Raw genomic sequence first — 18,795 nt, forward strand, 5'->3', positions numbered from 1 at the left:
CGCAAGGCCGGATCGCGCTACGGCCCCAGCTCACGAACGCCGCGTTTGCGCCGGATGCACGAGGCGGCGCATGTGCACCCTGGCCATCGGCGTCGAGATGCTGGAGGCGTCCTGTTCCAGTGTCAGCTCGTCGGCGCCGCGCTTGGCCGTGCGCGCGACGATCTCGAAGACGCTGGCGGTCGCCGACATCAGGGCCCGCTCGTCCGGCAGGCCCTCCATCATCCGGGAAAGGAAGATCGCAGAGAGGAGATCGCCTGTGCCATTCGGCGGGTTCGGCACGAGGCGGTGCTCGGCGAGCAGCGCGCTGCGCCCGGAAAGATAGAGATTGCCGGTGCTGCCCGCCATCAGCGGCAGCGAAGAGGTGACGAGCATACGCGAGGGCCCGAGCGACAGGGCCGCCTCCATGATCGCCGCGTTCGTCTCCAGCGGTGCGCCGGCAAGCCAGGCCAGCTCGAAGCGGTTCGGCGTCGCGACGGAGGCAAGCGGGATCAGGCCTTCGCGGATCGCCACCGCCGTTTCCTCCGGCACGTAGAGGCCGCGCTCGTCGCCGCAGACCGGATCGCACATGTAAAGAAGGTCGGGGTTGTCGGCGCGCAGGCTCTCGACGAGCCGCGCCACCGAGCGGGCCTGCGCCGCGCTGGCGAGATAGCCCGACAGCACCGCCTTCACCTCGCCGCGCCAGGGCGCGGCGATAAGGTCGGAGACGACCGCATCGAAATCCTCGGCCGGGATGGCGACACGCGTCGCACGACCGTGGCCGGGATGCCAGGGCAGGATGACCGTCGGCAACGCCCAGACCGGATGGCCGAGTGTCTCGAGCGCGAAGACCGCGGCGCGGTTGCCGACCGTGCCGCGCACCACATGGCTCGAAATGACGATGACCGCGCCCTTGTCGCTATCGTTCATGGCCGGCTCCCTTCGCTATGGCCGAGTGATGGCAAGGGGGTGTTTTCCTGTCAACGCCCGCCCCGAAAATCCCTTTCGGCCGAATGACCGGATTGAACGGCTTCGGCGTGTTTTGGGCTGCTTTTCGACGAAAAAACAGGATTTTCATGACAAAACGACAGCAAAACTGACCTATTCCGGACAAAATCGATTGAATTTTCTCGCATAAGCACAAATTTCGTCGCGCGTATTTTTTCTTCTGCTAACGTCCCGGCCATCGGATTCGAGGGAGAATTCCATGGGTGCTAGGACGAACATGAAACGAGAAAAACACATCGAGGCCGCAAAGGCCGCAGCAGCCGCCCTCGGCGCAAAGACGCTCAACCCCGATATCCTTTTCGGGCGTGCCAGCAAGGACGATATCGAGCACTATACCGGCGAGATGCTGGCCGCGGCCGCGGCCCACGCCATGGCCGAAATTGAGGCCTGGGACGGCACCGCACCGCGCGTTACCGTCACCACGCTCGATGACGTCCGGCCGCAGGGTCAGCCGGTCTCCGTGCTCTCCGTCACCGACCGCAACCAGCCGTTCCTCTACGATTCGGTGATGGGCGAGGTGACGAGCACGCATCGCGACATCCACCTTGCGATCCACCCGATCCTCGTCGTGACGCCGGGTGAGGCGCCGAAGCTCTTCTCGCCGGACGAGGAGAGCGACCCGGCGCACCGGGTCAGCCATATCGAGATCCACCTTTCCGAGCTTTCGCCGGCCGAGGCCGCATCGCTCGCCGAGCGCGTGAACACCGTGCTGCACCAGGTCCATCTCGCCGTCGACGACTGGCCGGCAATGGTCGAAAAGCTCGACAGCGCCATGGCCGACATGGAGCGCTATGCCAAGGCCAAGGCCGACAAGGACGAGGCGCTCGCCTTCCTTACCTGGCTGCGCGCCAACAACTTCACCTTCCTCGGCATGCGGGAATACAGCTATTCCGGCAAGGGCGAGGCGGCGACCGTGGAACGCGGCGGCGAAGGCCTCGGCATCCTCTCCGACCCGGATGTGCGCGTGCTGCGCCTCGGCAAGGACGCCGTGACGACGACGCCGGAAATCCTCGAATTCCTCGAAGGCCCGGATTTCCTCATCGTCACCAAGGCCAATGTGAAATCCGTCGTGCACCGCCGGGCCTATATGGATTATGTCGGCCTGAAACGCTTCGACGAGAAGGGCAAGGTGATCGGGGAGCTGCGCATCGTCGGCCTCTTCACCTCCACGGCCTATACGCACGCCGCCGGCCAGATCCCGCTGCTGCGCTCCAAGGTGGAGGCCGTCGTCGAGCATTTCGGTTACGACCCGAAGAGCCATTCCGGCAAGATGCTGATCAACACGCTGGAATCCTATCCGCGCGACGACCTCTTCCAGATCGACACCGGCCTGCTCGCCACCTTCTGTGAGCAGATCAACGAGCTGTCCGACCGCCCGCGCATCCGCGTCCTGCCGCGCATCGACCGCTTCGACCGCTTCGTCTCGGTCATCGTCTACGTGCCGCGTGAGCAATACGATTCGGACGTGCGCGAAAAGATCGGCAACTATCTGAAGTCGGCTTATGACGGCCGCGTCTCGGCCTACTATCCGGCTTTCCCGGAAGGCGGCCTTGCCCGCGTGCACTTCATCATCGGCCGCTCCGGCGGCAAGACGCCGCGCATCCCGCAGCCCAAGCTCGAACAGGCCGTGCGCGAGATCGCGACGCGCTGGACCGATCGCTTCGAGGCGCTTTCCAACGCCGACGGCATGCGCCTCGTCGCCGACCGCGGTTACCAGGAGGACTTCACCCCCGCCGAAGCCCATGCCGACCTCGCGCTCATCACGACCGCGACAGAGGAAAACCCGATCCGCATCGCCTTCTACCGCAAGGCCTGGAACACGGATCTCACCACGGTCGAACTGAAGATCTTCCACGCCGGCGAGCCGGTTTCGCTGTCGCGGCGCGTGCCGCTCCTCGAAAATCTCGGCTTCAACGTCGTCAGCGAGCAGACGCACGATCTCACGCTGGTCGGTCTCGACGGCAGCGAGCGCCGCGTCATCCTGCACGACATGGAGCTGAAGCAGCGCGACGGGCTGGAGGTCAATCTCGCCAAGCTGAGCCCGATGCTGGAGGAAGGCTTCCTCGCGGCCTGGCATGGCGAGGTGGACGACGACGCGCTGAACCGCCTGATCCTCACCGGCGGCCTTTCGGCGCGCGAGATCATGGCGCTGCGCACCTATTCGCGCTACCTGCGGCAGACCGGCATCGCCTATTCGCAGGGCTACATCGCCGACACGCTGAACAAATATCCTTCCATCGCCGCCGAGCTCTTCCGCCTGTTCGACACCCGCCTCGATCCGAAGCTCTCGGATCGCCAGCGCGAGAAGAAGTCGGCGGATGCGGCGGCGGCCATCGAGGCGGCGCTGGCAAACGTGCCGAGCCTCGACGAGGACCGCATCCTGCGCCGCTATGTCAACGCCATCGAGGCGACGCTACGCACGAACTACTTCCAGCGCGACGCGGACGGCAAGCCGCGCAGGACGCTGGCGATCAAGCTCGACCCCAAGGCCCTCGACGGCCTGCCGGAACCGCGCCCCTTCCGCGAGATCTTCGTCTACGGCGCGGAAGTGGAAGGCGTGCACCTGCGCTTCGGCAAGGTCGCCCGCGGCGGCCTTCGCTGGTCGGACCGCGCGCAGGACTACCGCACGGAAGTGCTGGGCCTCGTCAAGGCGCAGCAGGTGAAGAACTCGGTCATCGTGCCGGTCGGCGCCAAGGGCGGCTTCTATCCCAAGCAGCTTCCGGTCGGCGGCAGCCGCGACGCCGTCTTCAAGGCGGGAACCGAGGCCTACAAGACCTATATCCGCACGTTGCTGTCCGTCACCGACAACATTGTCGGGCAGGACATCGTGCCGCCGGCCGACACGGTGCGCATCGACGGTGACGATCCCTATTTCGTCGTCGCCGCCGACAAGGGCACGGCGACCTTCTCCGACACGGCGAACGGCCTTGCCCAGGAAGCCGGCTTCTGGCTCGACGACGCGTTTGCCTCGGGCGGCTCGGCCGGCTACGACCACAAGAAGATGGGCATCACCGCCCGCGGCGCCTGGGAGACCGTCAAGCGCCACTTCCGTGAGATGAACATCGACATCCAGAAGACGCCCTTCACCGTTGCCGGCGTCGGCGACATGTCGGGCGACGTCTTCGGCAACGGCATGCTGCTGTCGCGCAAGATCCGGCTCGTCGCCGCCTTCGACCACCGCGACATCTTCATCGATCCTTCGCCGGATACCGATACGTCCTTCGCAGAGCGCCGCCGCATGTTCAACCTGCCGCGCTCGAGCTGGCAGGACTATGACCGTTCGGTGCTCTCCAAGGGTGCGATGATCATCCCGCGCACGGAGAAATCCGTGACGCTGACACCGGAAGCCATGGCCGTGATCGGCCTCGACAAGGCCAAGGCGACGCCGTTCGAGATCATGACGGCGATCCTCAAGGCCCCCGTGGACCTCATGTGGTTCGGCGGCATCGGCACCTATATCCGCGGCCAGAACGAGACGGACGCGGAGGTGGGCGACCGCGCCAACGATCCGATCCGCATCGTCGGCGAGGACGTGCGCGCCAAGGTGATCGGCGAGGGCGCCAATCTCGGCGTCACCCAGCGCGGGCGCATCGCCTTCGGCCTCAAGGGCGGGCGCAGCAATTCCGACGCCATCGACAACTCGGCCGGCGTCAACTCGTCGGACGTCGAGGTCAACATCAAGATCGCGCTCGCTTCGGCCATGCGTGACGAGCGGCTGACGCGCGCAAAGCGCAACGTGCTGCTCGCCTCCATGACCGACGAGGTGGCCCATCTCGTGCTGCGCAACAACTACCTGCAATCCCTGGCGATCTCGCTGACGGAACGGCAGGGCGCGGCCAACCGCGCGCCGCTGACGCGCCTGATGGACCGGCTGGAAGCCGCCGGCCAGCTCAACCGCAAGGTCGAGACCCTGCCGGACGACCGGACGGTCGCCGAGCGCTACCAGGCCGGCAAGCCGCTGACGCGGCCGGAGATCGGCGTGCTGCTCTCCTATGCCAAGCTGGTCCTGTTCGACGAGCTCATCCATACCGGCCTGCCGGACGAGCCCTATTTCGAGCCGATGCTGACGGGCTACTTCCCGGCGAAGATGCAGAAGACCTATGCGGACGACATCCGCTCGCATCGCCTGCGCCGCGAGATCATCGCGACGATCCTTGCCAACGAGGTGATCAACCGCGGCGGCCCGGCCTTCGTCAACACGCTGACCGACGGCACCGGCTTCGGCCCGGCCGATGCGGTTAAGGCGGCGATCATCGCCCGCGACGGCTATGGCCTCTCGGCGCTCTATGCCGGCGTCGACGCACTGGACAACCAGGTCGCCGGTTCCGTGCAGAACGAGCTCTACGAGGAGATCGGCCGCATCTACGCCACCGTCACCGGCCTGCTCTTGACGACGGGCGCCGTCTCCAGCCCGATGGACCAGGCGGTGGCCAAGCTCAGGCAGGCGCTGAAGCAGCTTCGCCCGAACCTTGCGACGCTGATCTCGGAACAGGCCGGCGACGAGGCCCGCCGCAAGGCCCATGGCTATGAGGACGAGGGCGTGCCGAGCGAACTGGCCGAGGAGATCGCCACGCTCTCCATGCTGACCTTCGTGCCCGAGGTCATGCTGATCGCCGGCGCGACCGGCGACACGCTCGGCAAGACGGCGCAGACCTTCGCCGGCGTCAGCTCGGCGCTGAACATCGGCCGCCTGCTTTCGGCGGCAGGCCGCATCCCGGCCGGCGATCTCTACGAGGCGCTCGCCTTGCAGCGCAGCCTCACCGACATCGCCAATGCTCGCCGCGACCTCGCCAGCGCCATCCTGACCCGCCACAAAAGCGACAAGACCCCGCTCGCCGCCTGGCAGCAGGCCGAGAAGGAACGTCTCGCCCGCGTGACGGCAAACCTCTCGGCCCTGACGGAGGGCGGCGAGGCCACGCTCGCCAAGGTCAGCGTCGCCGCCGGCATCCTGAGCGACCTTGCACAGGAAAGGGCGAAATGAGACAGTCCGCTGCCGGCTGACGGAACATCGTTTCCGTTAGCCGGCTGAGGACGGGCGCGCGGTCGTTGCCCCGCAGTCGAGGAGGGGCGATGACGAGCGTTGTGCAAGGCCGTGAGCCGAAGGTCGGCCGTCTCGGCATAACGGGCTGGATGCTGTTCGACTGGGCGGCGCAGCCCTTCTTCACCGTCATAACCACCTTCATCTTCGGCCCCTATCTCGTCTCGCGCCTCACCGAGGACCATGCCGCCGGTCAGGCCGCCTGGAGCTACACGCTCACCATTGCCGGCATAACGATTGCGCTGCTTGCGCCGATCATGGGTTCGATCGCCGACGCCTCCGGCGCGCGAAAACCGTGGATCGCCGCTTTCGCGGTGATCAAGATCCTGTCGCTTGCGGCCCTCTGGTTTGCCGCGCCCGGCAGCAGCCTTCCCTTCGCCATGGCCATGATCGTGCTCGCGACCGTCGCGGCGGAGTTTTCCATCGTCTTCAACGATTCGATGATGCCGCGGCTCGTCAAGCCCGAGGATGCCGGCCGCATCTCCAACATCGCGTGGGGGCTCGGCTATCTCGGCGGCATGATCGTGCTGATCGCCGTTGTGGCGCTGCTCGCCGCCAACCCGGAAACGGGCAGGACCGCGATCGGCATCGCCCCGCTCTTCGGCCTCGATGCGGCGGCGGGCGAGGACGCACGCATCACCGGGCCGATCTCGGCGATCTGGTATCTCGTCTTCATCCTGCCGATGTTCTTCTTCACGCCGGACCAGAGCAAGGGGCTGCCCATCGCCGCCGCCGTGCGCGCCGGCTTCGCCGACCTTTCCGCCGCGCTGCGCGATCTCCGCAGCAAACCGGGCATATTGCGCTTCCTCGTCGCCCGCATGATCTACCAGGACGGCGTCAACGGTCTGCTTGCACTTGGCGGCACGTTCGCGGCCGGCATGTTCGCCTGGCGGACCTTCGAGCTCGGCATCTACGGCATCATCCTCAATGTCGTCGCCATCGGCGGCTGCCTCTATGCCAGCCGGCTGGACAGGCGCCTCGGTTCGAAGACCGTCGTCGTCGTGAGCCTCGTCTGCCTCACCGTCGCGACCATCGGCATCGTCTCCACCGGCCCCGGCTTCACCCTGTTCGGCCTCGTCCCGCTGCCGATGGCCGATTCCGGCGGCCTCTTCGGCACCGCGGCGGAAAAGGCCTATATACTCTACGGTCTCCTGATCGGCGTCGCCTTCGGCCCCGTGCAGGCGTCGGCGCGCTCCTATCTCGCGCAAAGTATCCATCCCGACGAGGCCGGCCGCTATTTCGGCCTCTATGCCCTTTCGGGCCGCGCCACGTCCTTCCTCGCCCCGCTTTCCGTCGCGCTCGTCACGACGGCCACCGGCTCGGCACGCATCGGCATGATGGCGCTTATCGTCTTCCTCGTCGTCGGCTTCCTGCTCCTGCTGCGTACACCCTATCCGGCGGCGAAGGTCGCACCCTGAAACGCAAAACGCCCCGCAGGCGGGGCGTTTCGACTCCGGCGAAGAATCCGGTTCAGTGCCGGAAATGACGCATGCCGGTGAAGACCATGGCGACGCCGGCCTCGTCCGCTGCGGCGATCACTTCCGCATCGCGCATCGAGCCGCCCGGCTGGATGACCGCCGTCGCGCCAGCGGCGATGGCCGAGAGCAGGCCGTCCGCGAAGGGCAGGAAGGCTTCGGAGGCGACCGCGGAACCGCGCGTCAAAGGCTCGGCAAGGCCCATGGCCTTGGCCGCTTCCTCGGCCTTCAGGCCGGCGATGCGGGCCGAATCGACGCGGCTCATCTGACCGGCGCCGATGCCCGCCGTCTGGCCGTCGTTGGCATAGACCACGGCATTCGACTTGACGTGCTTGGCGACCTTGAAGGCGAACTTCATGTCGATAAGCTCCTGCGCCGTCGGCGCGCGCTTGGTGACGACCTTCAGCTCCAGGTCCTCGACCATGCCGTTGTCGCGGCTCTGCACGAGAAGGCCGCCGGAGACCGTTTTGGCGGAAAGGCCGGGAATGCGCGGATCGGGCAGGGCGCCCGTCACCAGCAGGCGCAGGTTCGGCTTGCCGGCGATGATCGCGCGGGCCTTCTCATCCGCATCCGGGGCGATGATGACCTCGGTGAAGAGCTTGACGATCTCCTCCGCCGTCTCGCCGTCGAGCGTCGAATTAAGCGCGATGATGCCGCCGAAGGCTGAGACCGGATCGCAGGCGAGCGCCCGCGCATAGGCGTCCTTCAGCGTCTTGCCGGTGGCGACGCCACAGGGATTGGCGTGCTTGATGATCGCGCAGGCCGGGCCGTTCTCCGGCAGGAACTCGGCAACCAGCTCGAAGGCGGCGTCCGTGTCGTTGATGTTGTTGTAGGAAAGCTGCTTGCCCTGCAGCAGCGTCGCCGTCGCGACGCCCGGGCGGTTCTCGCCGGTGACGTAGAAACCCGCCTTCTGGTGCGGGTTCTCGCCGTAGCGCATCTCTTCCTTCAGTACGCCGCCGAGCACGCGGTGGCGCGGCATGGATATATCGAGCGCTTCTGCGAACCAGTTGGAGATCGCCGCGTCATAGGCCGCCGTGCGGGCATAGGCCTTGGCTGCCATGCGCTGGCGGAAGGCATAGGCGGTCGAACCGTCGGCCAGTTCCTCCAGCAGCGCCGGGTAGTCGGCCGGGTCGGTGACGACGGTCACATAGGCATGGTTCTTGGCCGAGGCGCGGATCATCGCCGGCCCGCCGATATCGATGTTCTCGACGGTCGTCGGATAGTCGCCGCCCTTGGCGCGGACCTCCTCGAACGGGTAGAGGTTGATGACGGCAAGGTCGATCGCGTCGATGCCGTGCGCCTTCATCGCCGCGACATGCTCCACATCGTCGCGGATGGCCAGCAGGCCGCCATGCACGGAGGGATGCAGCGTCTTGACGCGGCCGTCCATGATTTCCGGAAAACCGGTGACCTCGGAGACGTCGGTCACGGCAAGGCCCGCATCGCTGAGCGCCTTGTGCGTGCCGCCGGTCGACAGCAGGCGCACGCCTTTTTCGGCAAGCGCCCTGGCGAGATCGACGACACCCGCCTTGTCGGAGACCGACAGAAGCGCGGTGCGCACGGCGACACGATCGGGGGCGGGGATTTTCTTGGAAATGACGGCCATGGGGCGCTCCGTTCTGACGGCCCGGGAGGAAGGGCCGGATGGTCATGCGCCCCGTTATCACAGGCGCCGCTGCGAGAAAACCGCGAACGGCCGGAAAATCAGCGCTGTCGCGCCAGCGACCACTGAACCTCGGGCATTTCGGCAAGTGGCATGGTGAGCGTGAGCTGGCGCGAGGCCCGCACGCCCGAGGGATCGGCGAAGAAGACGTCCTCTTCCTCCTCGACGGGCACGTCGAGGCAGGTCAGCGCCCAGGCCTCGCCGTCGGGCGCCACGAGCCGCGTTTCATTGGCCGAAGCGCGGTAGAGCTGGATGGCAGGGTGGATGTGGAACCGCACAACCGCCGTCCCGCGCTCGACCGGCCCACTCGGATTGCCGGGCTTATAGAAGTGCTCGCGCCCGCGAATTTCGCCCCCCGAGGCCGCAACGAGGATATCGCGCTCGTAGAGCAGGCCGAAGCGCTTCAGATAACCGTCATGGGTCGCCGTCACACCGTCGGCGCCGGACTCGCGCTCGGTGCGCGATACATCGACCTTGCTGACGCCGCCGATGACGATCGGCCCGAGGAAGCGGGAGGTGGAGATGCGCGAGGAGGACGTGTCGTTCAGCGTCGCGACCGAATGGGCCGCCGTCATGCGCGACATCTGCCGCATCGCTTCGCCGGCAAAGCGCGGGCGGCCGGAATTGACGATGAAGCGGTTTTTCCCCGACGACATCTCGATGGAAAGCGTACCGGACGCGGCGGTCGAGGAGAGGTCGACGGATTTCGGCAGGCCGGTATCCATCAGCACGACCGTTTCCTTCACCGCCAGCCGATCGTAATTGATAGAGGGCAAGGCCTTGAACGGCGCACCGCCGGTCTCGTCATAGCGCAGCGCCGACATCAATTCGTTCGCCAGCGTATAGGTCGCGCCATTGAACAGCGCGAGCTCGCCCCCCTGGTGGCGGAAGAAACGCAGCGCCGGGTAGATGCGGTCGATGCAGGGAATGAGCTGCAAAGGCATGTCATGGCCGAGATTGACATAGGTCTGGCGCAGCGGCAGCAGGTCGAGCAGGAGATCAAGCGCGGCGCGCGGATTGCGCGAGCAATGGCCGCCGTCGGGCAGGATTTGCCGGTCAAGTTCCTCGTCGAGATGGCGCGCGGCCTTGCGCATCTTGGACGGCGAAGAGGGCATGGCGATGGAGGCCATGGCAAGCGCGATGCGCACGCGCAGCCGCGGTTCCCCGTCGCGGGTCGTCTCCGCCACATGGCGCAGGTAGCGCACCTGGAAGGCGAGGCTCTTCAGGAAGCGCCGGTAGAAGGGGTAGTCGGCATCCTTCAGCACGACCGGCGAATGGGAAAGCCAGGCGATGATGCGCTGGGCCGTGACATCCGGCCGCCAGGCGAGCCCGCCGATGACCCGCCCATGGCTTTGCAGCCAGTCGTCGACGACGAAGCGCGTGGTCTGCGACGCCTTTTCCGGATCGACCAGCCGCATATGGCGCAGCCAGCCGAAGGAATGCAGCCGCACGGCGAATTCTTCCGAGGGAAGCTCCAGCGCGAAGGGCGATTCGTCCTCGCAGTCGAGGCTGCGGCCGGCCAGCGGAAAGCGGCCGGCGGTCATTTCTTCGCCGGCGAAGGAATCGGCCGGATGCAGGTCCGTCGGCGCGACGATCAGCCGGTCCGGCGTGCTGCCGGAAAACCGCATGGCGCTGATCCGGCCCAGGGCAAGCCTTCGCGAGAAGCGACGCCACCCCTCACGCACATACAGATAGAGAAGCCGCTGACGGTCGGAAAGCTGCATGGTTAAAGAATGCCTCCAAACCTATAGGTAGGCCGAGGAGGCGAGCGGCGTCAATTCATTGGCGAGCGATGGACTGTTGATGAAAGCAGCTATATTTTGGAACAAAATTCCACTCAACTGCCATTTCGCAACCGTACCGCGTAAAAACCATCCATTCCGCCCGCATGCGTGGCGGTTGCCGGCAGCATGGCGGGCGTAGTGCGGAATTCGCCGCGGGAGGAGATCGCCGCTTCGAGGCCCGGCCAGTCGGCCGGATCGACCGGATCGATGCGCCAGGCGGGATTGTCGGCCAGCACGCGCGCGATCATCTCCTCGCCCTCGCTCGGATCGAGCGAGCAATTGGAAAAGACCAGCGTGCCGCCGGGCTTCACCAGCGTCAGCGAATGGCGCAGCAAGCGCTCCTGCAGGCGCGCGAGCTTCTCGATGTCTTCCGGCCCCTTGGTCCAGAGCACGTCCGGGTGGCGGCGGATCGTACCGGTGGAAGAGCAGGGTGCATCGAGCAGGATGGCATCGAACAGATTGGCGGGCTTGTAGTCCGCCATGTTCGCCTCGACCGTGGTCGCCGACAGGCCGAGCCGGTCGAGATTGCCGACAAGCCGCTTCAGGCGGTTGCCGGACTGGTCGAGGGCCGTGACCACGCCGCCGGCGAGCGCCAGCTGCGCCGTCTTGCCACCCGGCGCGGCGCAGAGATCGGCAACCTGCTTGCCGGCAAGCGGACCGAACAGTTTCGCCGGAATGCTGGCCGCTGCGTCCTGCACCCACCATTCGCCCGCTTCGAACCCTTCCAGCGCCGGGATGGCGCCGGAGGCGGTGGGCAGGCGCACGGAGCCGGTCGGCAGGACAAGGCCGCCGAGCCGCGCGGCCCAGCCTTCCGGGTCGGACTTGACGGTCAGGTCGATTGTGGAAGGCTCGAGCAGCGCTTCACCGATGCGCGCTGCCCGCTCCTTGCCGTAAACGGCGACAAGCCGCGCCTCGAACCAGGCCGGGATGACCGAGACCGTGCGGGTCGCGCTGAGATGCGAGGCCTTTTCGCGGGAGAGGCGGCGCAGCACCGCATTGGTGAGGCTGGCGAAGCGGCGGTTGCGCGGGTCGATCTGCGCCTGTTCCACCGCAAGGTCGACGGCGGAATGATCCGGCACGTCGAGATAGAGAATCTGCGCGGCGGCGACCGTCAGGACATGGTGCAGCGCTCGCGCGCCTTCCGGCAGGGGCGTGCCGACCAGCGTGTCGAGAATGGCCTCGATGCGGAGGAGGTGGCGCAGCGCCGTGTTGAGAATCGCGCGGACAAGCGCGCGGTCGGCGTCGCTCAGCTGCTTATAGGCCGGATTGCCGTTTTCCAGGTCCAGCATGCCGTCGAGCGGCGTGCGCCGATCGACCACGGCCGCGAGGATCTTGGCCGCCGCCTGCCGGGCGCGCAGGCCCGGCTTTTCGGGGCCGGCAGGCTCCGCGGGCCGCGGGCCCTTGCCGCCATTATGCCGTTTCGGATGCGTTTTCTGTTTTCTGTCGTCGCTCAAGACCAGGGACCCTTGGGTGGTTCGGAACCACCGCGTCCCCAGCCCGTCGTCGGAACGGAGCGCGATTTGCGCACCGGATTATCAGCCCGCACCGGTTCCGTCGAGCGCGCCTGCATGCCGCGGGCCATTTCCTGAAGCGCGGCAATGCGGTTTTCCGTGTTCGGGTGGGTGGAGAACAGGTTGTCCATGCGCTCGCCCGACAGCGGATTGATGATGAACATATGCGCGGTCGCCGGATTGTGCTCGGCGGCATCGTTGGGGATGCGCCCGGCGGCGACGGCGATCTTCTTCAGCGCCGAGGCGAGCCACAGCGGGTTGCCGCAGATCTCCGCACCCCGCTTGTCGGCGGAATATTCGCGCGTCCGGCTGATCGCCATCTGCACCAGCATGGCGGCGAAGGGCGCGACGATCATCGCGATCAGCACGCCAATGAAGCCGAGCGGATTGTTGTTCTCGCGGTTGCCGCTGCCGCCGAAGAACATGGCGAAGTTGGCGAGCATGGAGATCGCGCCGGCGATCGTCGCCGTCAGCGTCATCGTCAGCGTGTCGCGGTTCTGGATATGGGCAAGCTCGTGCGCCATGACACCCGCGACCTCTTCGTAGGAGAGCGCCTGGAGAAGGCCGGTCGAGGCGGCGACGGCGGCGTTCTGCGGGTTGCGTCCGGTCGCGAAGGCGTTCGGCTGGTCGCTATTGATGACATAGACGCGCGGCATGGGCAGGCCGGCGCGCTTGGCGAGATCGCGCACGATGCCGTAATATTCCGGCGCCGAGCGTTCATCCACCTCCTTGGCGCCGTACATGGACAGGACCATGCGGTCGGAATTCCAGTAGGAGAAGAAGTTCATGCCGATCGCGACGAGAAGCGCGATCATCATGCCGCCCTTGCCGCCGATGAGCAGGCCCACGCCCATGAAAAGCGCCGTCATGAAGGCGAGCAGCATGGCTGTGCGAACGATGTTCATGCGTTTTCGGCTCCTGTTGGATCTCGTTGCCAGATTTCCATCCCCTTGCTGTCAAGGGCATGTTTCACGTGAATCACCGCTTTCCACAGTGTCCTCACGCTCCTATATGATGGTAAGCGAAGAGGAGTTCTTCAATATCCCGGAAGGATGCCGAATTTCATGCAAAGCGACAACGACAATCATTCCGACGGCCGCAAGGTGCTTCCGCCCGCGGCGCTGCGCGCCCTTCAGGAGGCGGAAGAGCGGCGCAAGGCCGCACAGCCCGTCGAACGCGAGCCGGAGATCGGCGGACGCGGCGGCGAGGACCCGGCACGCTTCGGCGACTGGGAGATCAAGGGTCGGGCGATCGATTTCTGAGAGCGGGAATCCGGCTCAGGAATAATTGGGGTCTGCCATGACCCGCAACCCTCAAACGAAAACGGCGGCCATCGGCCGCCGTTTCGCTGTTGTCAGGCCGCTCAGCCGACGGCCTTGTTCTGCCGGTTGGCGATCAGGTCGTCCACGACGGCGGGATCGGCGAGCGTCGACGTATCCCCGAGCGCGCCGAAATCATCCTCGGCGATCTTGCGCAGGATGCGGCGCATGATCTTGCCAGAGCGGGTCTTCGGCAGGCCGGGCGAGAACTGGATCTTGTCCGGCGTAGCGATCGGGCCGATTTCCTTGCGCACGTGCTTGACGAGGTCCTGGCGCAGCGCGTCATTGCCCTCCTCGCCGGCCATCAGCGAGACATAGCAATAGATGCCCTGGCCCTTGAGGCTGTGCGGATAGCCGACGACGGCCGCTTCCGAGACGAGATGGTGCGAGACCAGCGCCGATTCGATTTCCGCCGTGCCGAGGCGGTGGCCGGAAATGTTGAGCACGTCGTCGACGCGGCCGGTGATCCAGTAATAGCCGTCCTCGTCGCGCCGGCAGCCGTCGCCGGTGAAATACTTGCCCTTGTAGGTGGAGAAGTAGGTTTCGACGAAGCGCTTGTGATCGCCGTAGACAGTGCGCATCTGGCCGGGCCAGCTATCGACGATGCAGAGATTGCCGTCCGCCGCGCCCTCCAGCACGTTGCCCTCGTTGTCGACGAGTTGCGGCTTGATGCCGAAGAACGGCCGCGTTGCCGAACCGGGCTTCAGGTCCGTGGCGCCCGGCAGCGGCGTAATCAGGATACCGCCCGTCTCCGTCTGCCACCAGGTATCGACGATCGGCGAACGGCCCTCGCCGACGACGTTGTAGTACCATTCCCAGGCTTCCGGGTTGATCGGTTCGCCGACAGAGCCGAGCAGGCGCAGCGAGGAGCGCGACGAGCGCTTCACGAAGTCGTCGCCGGCGCCCATCAGCGCACGGATCGCCGTCGGGGCAGTGTAGAAGATATTGACCTTGTGCTTGTCGATCACTTCCCAGAACCGGCCGGCATCCGGGAAGTTCGGCACGCCCTCGAACATCAGGGTGGTCGCGCGGTTCGCCAACGGCCCGTAGACGATGTAGGAATGGCCGGTGACCCAGCCGACATCGGCCGTGCACCAGTAGATATCGCCGTCCTGATAGTCGAAGACGTATTTGTGCGTCATCGAGGCGTAGACGAGATAGCCCGCCGTCGTGTGCAGAACGCCCTTCGGCTTGCCGGTGGAGCCCGAAGTGTAGAGGATGAAGAGCGGGTCTTCCGCCTTCATCTTGGCCGGCGGACAATCGCGCGGCACGGTCAGCACTTCCTGGTGATGCCAGATGTCGCGGCCGGGCGCCCAGCCGATCTTGCCGCCGGTGCGGCGCACGACGAGCACCTTATTGACGATGACATGCTGCTTGGCGGCGATGTCGATCGCCGTATCGGTGTTTTCCTTGAGCGGGATCGGCTTGCCGCCGCGCACGCCCTCGTCGCAGGTGACGACGAAGGTGGATTCGCAGTCGACGATGCGGCCGGCCAGCGCATCCGGCGAGAAGCCGCCGAAGACGACGGAATGCACGGCGCCGATGCGCGCGCAGGCCAGCATGGCATAGGCCGCTTCCGGAATCATCGGCATGTAGATGGTGACGCGGTCGCCCTTCTTGACGCCGTGCTTCTTCATCACGTTCGCCATGCGGCAGACGTGATCGTAAAGCTCGTTATAGGTGATCTTCTTGTCGATATAGGGGTTGTCGCCTTCCCAGATGATGGCGACGTCGTCGCCATGCGCCTTCAGGTGCCGGTCGATGCAGTTGTAGGAGACATTGGTGATGCCGTCCTCGAACCACTTGATCGGGACCTTGCCGGAAAAGGACGTGTTCTTGACCTTGGTATAGGGCTTGAACCAGTCGATCCGCATGCCATGCTTGTCCCAGAAACGCTCCGGATTCTCGACGCTCTCGCGATACCAGTTCTGATAGGTCTCGTTGTCGATCAGCGCACGGCTTTTCGCGGATTTCAGGACCGGATAGGTCTTTGCGGACATGGTTTCCTCCCTAGACTGCGGATGTACAAGGCCCGATCTCCTCCGGTCCCCGTGCTTCCCGAGCATACATATCAGGTCAAAGTCCTCGGGCAATTAGACAAAAGGTCATTTGCGCTTGAAGAATTGCATTTCTGCGACAGTAGCGTTATAGAGGGCCCGAATTCCCGGAACATAGTGGTTACTACCCACGGCCCGCGACACCGGCGCGGACGGACAAGAGGACTATATCCATGGCTCAACAGCTGCTCATGCCAAAGGCGACCGCGGTCTGGCTGGTCGACAACACGGCGCTGTCGTTCGACCAGATCGCCACTTTCTGCAAACTGCACCCGCTCGAAGTGAAGGCCATTGCCGACGGCGAATCAGCCCAGGGCATTAAGGGCCTCGACCCGATCTCGACCGGCCAGCTCTCGCGCGAGGAAATTGCCCGCGCGGAAGGCAATCCGAACCACAAGCTGAAGCTTTCCGAGCCGAAGGTCCGCGTGCCGGAATCCAAGCGCAAGGGCCCGCGCTACACGCCGGTCTCCAAGCGCCAGGATCGCCCGAACGCCATTCTCTGGCTCGTGCGCAACCATCCCGAACTGAAGGATGCGCAAATCTCGCGTCTCGTCGGCACGACCAAGTCGACGATCGAGCAGATCCGCGACCGCACCCACTGGAATTCAACGAATCTGACGCCGATGGATCCGGTGACGCTCGGCCTGTGCTCGCAGATCGATCTCGACCTGGAAGTCGAGCGCGCCTCCAAGGGCCGTCCGCTGCCGACCGCCGCCGAACTCGGCGCGACGCTCGAAGCCGCCCAGGAAACGGAAAAGCTGCCCTACAGCACCGACCGCGAGGACGAGAAGGAAATCGATGCCGATGCCGTCTTCGCCAAGCTCAAGTCGCTGAAGTCGTCCACGCCTGACGACGACGAGGACGACCGCTTCTAAGCAGCGCATCGTCGAGGAAGATCAAAAACCCGGCCGTTCCAACGGCCGGGTTTTTTATTGGCGCTCTGCCGGCCTGAATCGGAAACCCTCAGCCGATCCGGCGCCCTGCCAGCGCGGCCGCGATCTCGTCGAGAATGGCGGGATCGTCGATCGTCGCCGGCATCTTCCACGCCTCGCCGTCGGCGATCTTCTGCATTGTGCCACGCAGGATCTTGCCGGAGCGGGTCTTCGGCAGGCGCTTCACGCAGATCGCCGTCTTGAACGCCGCGACGGGCCCGATGCGCTCGCGCACGAGCCCCATGACCTCCTGCTCCACGAGCGATGATTCACGTGAAACACCGCTCTTGAGAACGAGGAAGCCGGCCGGCACTTGGCCCTTGACCGCATCGGCAATGCCGATCACCGCGCATTCGGCAACGTCCGGATGGCTGGCGCAGACCTCCTCCATGCCGCCCGTCGAAAGCCGGTGGCCGGCGACATTGATGATGTCGTCCGTGCGCGCCATGACGAAGACGTATCCGTCCTCGTCGACATAGCCGGCATCGGCCGTCTTGTAGTAACCGGGAAACTCCGAAAGACAGGCCGCGCGGAACCGCTCGTCGGCATTCCAGAAGGTCGTCAGGCAGCCCGGGGGCAGGGGCAGTTTCAGGGCGATGTTGCCGAGCGTGCCAGGCGCCACTTCATGGCCGGCATCATCAAGCACGTGCAGCTCGTAGCCCGGCATGGGCACGGTGGGCGAGCCGTGTTTCACCGGAAGCTGTCCGAGACCGATCGGATTACCGACGATCGCCCAGCCCGTCTCGGTCTGCCACCAGTGATCGATGACGGGCACGCCGAGCACGCTCTCCGCCCAGCGGATCGTGTCCGGATCCGCGCGTTCGCCGGCCAGGAACAGCGCGCGCAGGCTCGAAAGGTCATGGCGTTTGACGAGCGCGCCCTCGGGGTCCTCCTTGCGGATGGCCCGGAAGGCCGTCGGCGCGGTGAAGAGCACCGAGACGTTGTATTCCTCGACGACCCGCCAGAAGGCGCCCGCATCCGGCGTGCCGACCGGCTTGCCCTCGTAGAGCACCGTCGTGCTGCCGTTCAGAAGCGGCGCATAGACAATATAGGAATGGCCGACCACCCAGCCGATATCCGACGCCGCCCAGTAGACCTCACCCGGTTCGACCCCGTAGAGCGCCCGCATCGTCCAGGCGAGGGCGACCATGTGGCCGCCATTGTCGCGGATCACGCCCTTCGGCTGGCCGGTCGTGCCCGATGTATAGAGGATATAGAGCGGATCGGTCGCGGCGAGCGGGACGCACGGCACCGTGCGCCCACGCGCCGCCGCCAGCGCCGGCCCGAGATCGACATCGCGGCCCTCCGTGAGGTCCGCCGCCAGCTCGGGCCGCTGCAGGACGAGGCAGTGCTCCGGCTTGTGGCGGGCAAGGGCGATCGCTCCGTCGAGAAGCGGCTTGTAGGCGACCACCCGGCTGGGCTCCACGCCGCAGCTTGCCGTGACGACGAGCTTGGCCGCGCAATCGTCTATCCGCGCCGCCAGTTCGCTCGCGGCAAACCCGCCGAAGACCACCGAGTGAATGGCGCCGATGCGCGCGCAGGCCAGCATGGCGAAGACCGCTTCGGGAATCATCGGCATGTAGAGGATGACGCGGTCGCCCTTGCCGACGCCATGATCGGCCAGCACCGCCGCCATCGCGTTCACCTGCGCCAGCAGCTCGGCATAGCTGTAGCGCGCCTTCCGACCGGTTACGGGACTGTCATAGATCAGCGCGGCCTGCTCGCCCCGCCCGGCCGCCACATGCCGGTCGACGCAGTTGTGGCAGGTATTGCCGGCCGCATCCGGAAACCAGCGCCCGTAGACGCCCTGTCCGCCGTCGAAAATCTGCGTCGGTTCCGTAAACCAGTCGATCGCCCTGGAAAGCTCGGCCCAGTGGCCGCCCGGATCGTCCTTCCAGGCACGATAGATCTCGGCATAGCTCTTCAGCATCGCATCCTCCCTGTCCGGCCAGCGCGTGGCCGGTTCCTCCGAAGGGAAGAATAGGAGAGGGCGGCCTTTCCGCAAAGCCAGACCAAAGCCTCAAGTGGTGGG

At 65.7% G+C, this 18,795-nt stretch carries 11 protein-coding genes; 4 read left to right on the forward strand and 7 right to left on the reverse strand.

All coding sequences use genetic code 11. The features are described from left to right. Positions 1–30 precede the first annotated feature (30 nt). Positions 31–906, reverse strand: coding sequence for a pyridoxal kinase PdxY (gene pdxY / locus Q9316_RS18655; RefSeq protein ID WP_306033056.1), 876 nt, complete (start codon positions 904–906; stop codon positions 31–33). Between the two features lie 277 nt (positions 907–1,183). Between pdxY and Q9316_RS18660 the strand changes: the two genes are divergently transcribed. Both Q9316_RS18660 and Q9316_RS18665 read left to right on the forward strand, forming a co-directional pair. Continuing rightward, positions 1,184–5,965 (forward strand): NAD-glutamate dehydrogenase, encoded by a 4,782-nt coding sequence (locus Q9316_RS18660; protein WP_306033057.1) that lies wholly within the window; start codon positions 1,184–1,186, stop codon positions 5,963–5,965. 89 nt (positions 5,966–6,054) lie between these two features. Next, entirely contained in the window at positions 6,055–7,440 is a 1,386-nt protein-coding gene (locus Q9316_RS18665; RefSeq protein WP_306033058.1) for an MFS transporter, read from the forward strand. Positions 7,441–7,492: 52 nt separating this feature from the next. Here the strand turns inward: Q9316_RS18665 and purH are convergent, their stop codons facing one another. The 4 genes from purH to htpX all read right to left on the reverse strand — a co-directional run bounded on the left by purH (position 7,493) and on the right by htpX (position 13,360). Further along, a complete protein-coding gene (gene purH, locus Q9316_RS18670) occupies positions 7,493–9,103 on the reverse strand; it encodes a bifunctional phosphoribosylaminoimidazolecarboxamide formyltransferase/IMP cyclohydrolase (protein WP_306033059.1) in 1,611 nt (536 codons plus the stop codon). A 98-nt stretch (positions 9,104–9,201) separates the two neighbouring features. Beyond that, positions 9,202–10,884 carry a heparinase II/III family protein gene (locus tag Q9316_RS18675; protein WP_306033060.1) on the reverse strand — a complete coding sequence of 561 codons (1,683 nt, stop codon included), beginning with the start codon at positions 10,882–10,884 and terminating at the stop codon, positions 9,202–9,204. Between the two features lie 113 nt (positions 10,885–10,997). After that, positions 10,998–12,398 carry an RsmB/NOP family class I SAM-dependent RNA methyltransferase gene (locus Q9316_RS18680; protein ID WP_371877935.1) on the reverse strand — a complete coding sequence of 467 codons (1,401 nt, stop codon included), beginning with the start codon at positions 12,396–12,398 and terminating at the stop codon, positions 10,998–11,000. Next, on the reverse strand, positions 12,395–13,360 hold the full coding sequence (gene htpX, locus Q9316_RS18685; protein WP_306033061.1) for a zinc metalloprotease HtpX: 966 nt from the start codon (positions 13,358–13,360) through the stop codon (positions 12,395–12,397). The genes Q9316_RS18680 and htpX overlap by 4 nt, the downstream gene beginning before the upstream one ends. A 159-nt stretch (positions 13,361–13,519) precedes the next feature. Here htpX and Q9316_RS18690 point away from each other — a divergent pair, with 159 nt between their 5' ends. Beyond that, the gene (locus Q9316_RS18690) at positions 13,520–13,717 is read left to right on the forward strand and encodes a DUF1674 domain-containing protein (protein ID WP_306033062.1); all 198 of its coding nucleotides are present in this window, start codon (positions 13,520–13,522) and stop codon (positions 13,715–13,717) included. Between the two features lie 101 nt (positions 13,718–13,818). Here Q9316_RS18690 and acs read toward each other — a convergent pair whose 3' ends face one another. After that, positions 13,819–15,774 (reverse strand): acetate--CoA ligase, encoded by a 1,956-nt coding sequence (gene acs, locus Q9316_RS18695; RefSeq protein WP_306033063.1) that lies wholly within the window; start codon positions 15,772–15,774, stop codon positions 13,819–13,821. A 230-nt stretch (positions 15,775–16,004) separates the two neighbouring features. Here acs and Q9316_RS18700 point away from each other — a divergent pair, with 230 nt between their 5' ends. Next, positions 16,005–16,706: a DUF1013 domain-containing protein gene (locus Q9316_RS18700; RefSeq protein ID WP_306033064.1), complete on the forward strand. Its 702-nt coding sequence runs from the start codon at positions 16,005–16,007 to the stop codon at positions 16,704–16,706. An 88-nt stretch (positions 16,707–16,794) separates the two neighbouring features. On the opposite strand, the gene Q9316_RS18705 is transcribed toward Q9316_RS18700, so the two are convergent. Beyond that, positions 16,795–18,693, reverse strand: a complete 1,899-nt coding sequence (locus Q9316_RS18705; RefSeq protein WP_306033065.1) for a propionyl-CoA synthetase — start codon at positions 18,691–18,693, stop codon at positions 16,795–16,797. Positions 18,694–18,795 lie beyond the last annotated feature (102 nt).

Origin of the sequence: Shinella zoogloeoides (assembly GCF_030733845.1) — a bacterium.
Taxonomy (GTDB): domain Bacteria; phylum Pseudomonadota; class Alphaproteobacteria; order Rhizobiales; family Rhizobiaceae; genus Shinella; species Shinella zoogloeoides_C.

Bases quoted from the DNA above. Each gene is read 5' to 3' on its own strand.
- pdxY (WP_306033056.1), bottom strand. From the start codon at position 906: ATGAACGATAGCGACAAGGGCGCGGTCATCGTCATTTCGAGCCATGTG.
- Q9316_RS18660 (WP_306033057.1), top strand. From the start codon at position 1,184: ATGGGTGCTAGGACGAACATGAAACGAGAAAAACACATCGAGGCCGCA.
- Q9316_RS18665 (WP_306033058.1), top strand. From the start codon at position 6,055: ATGACGAGCGTTGTGCAAGGCCGTGAGCCGAAGGTCGGCCGTCTCGGC.
- purH (WP_306033059.1), bottom strand. From the start codon at position 9,103: ATGGCCGTCATTTCCAAGAAAATCCCCGCCCCCGATCGTGTCGCCGTG.
- Q9316_RS18675 (WP_306033060.1), bottom strand. From the start codon at position 10,884: ATGCAGCTTTCCGACCGTCAGCGGCTTCTCTATCTGTATGTGCGTGAG.
- htpX (WP_306033061.1), bottom strand. From the start codon at position 13,360: ATGAACATCGTTCGCACAGCCATGCTGCTCGCCTTCATGACGGCGCTT.
- Q9316_RS18690 (WP_306033062.1), top strand. From the start codon at position 13,520: ATGCAAAGCGACAACGACAATCATTCCGACGGCCGCAAGGTGCTTCCG.
- acs (WP_306033063.1), bottom strand. From the start codon at position 15,774: ATGTCCGCAAAGACCTATCCGGTCCTGAAATCCGCGAAAAGCCGTGCG.
- Q9316_RS18700 (WP_306033064.1), top strand. From the start codon at position 16,005: ATGGCTCAACAGCTGCTCATGCCAAAGGCGACCGCGGTCTGGCTGGTC.
- Q9316_RS18705 (WP_306033065.1), bottom strand. From the start codon at position 18,693: ATGCTGAAGAGCTATGCCGAGATCTATCGTGCCTGGAAGGACGATCCG.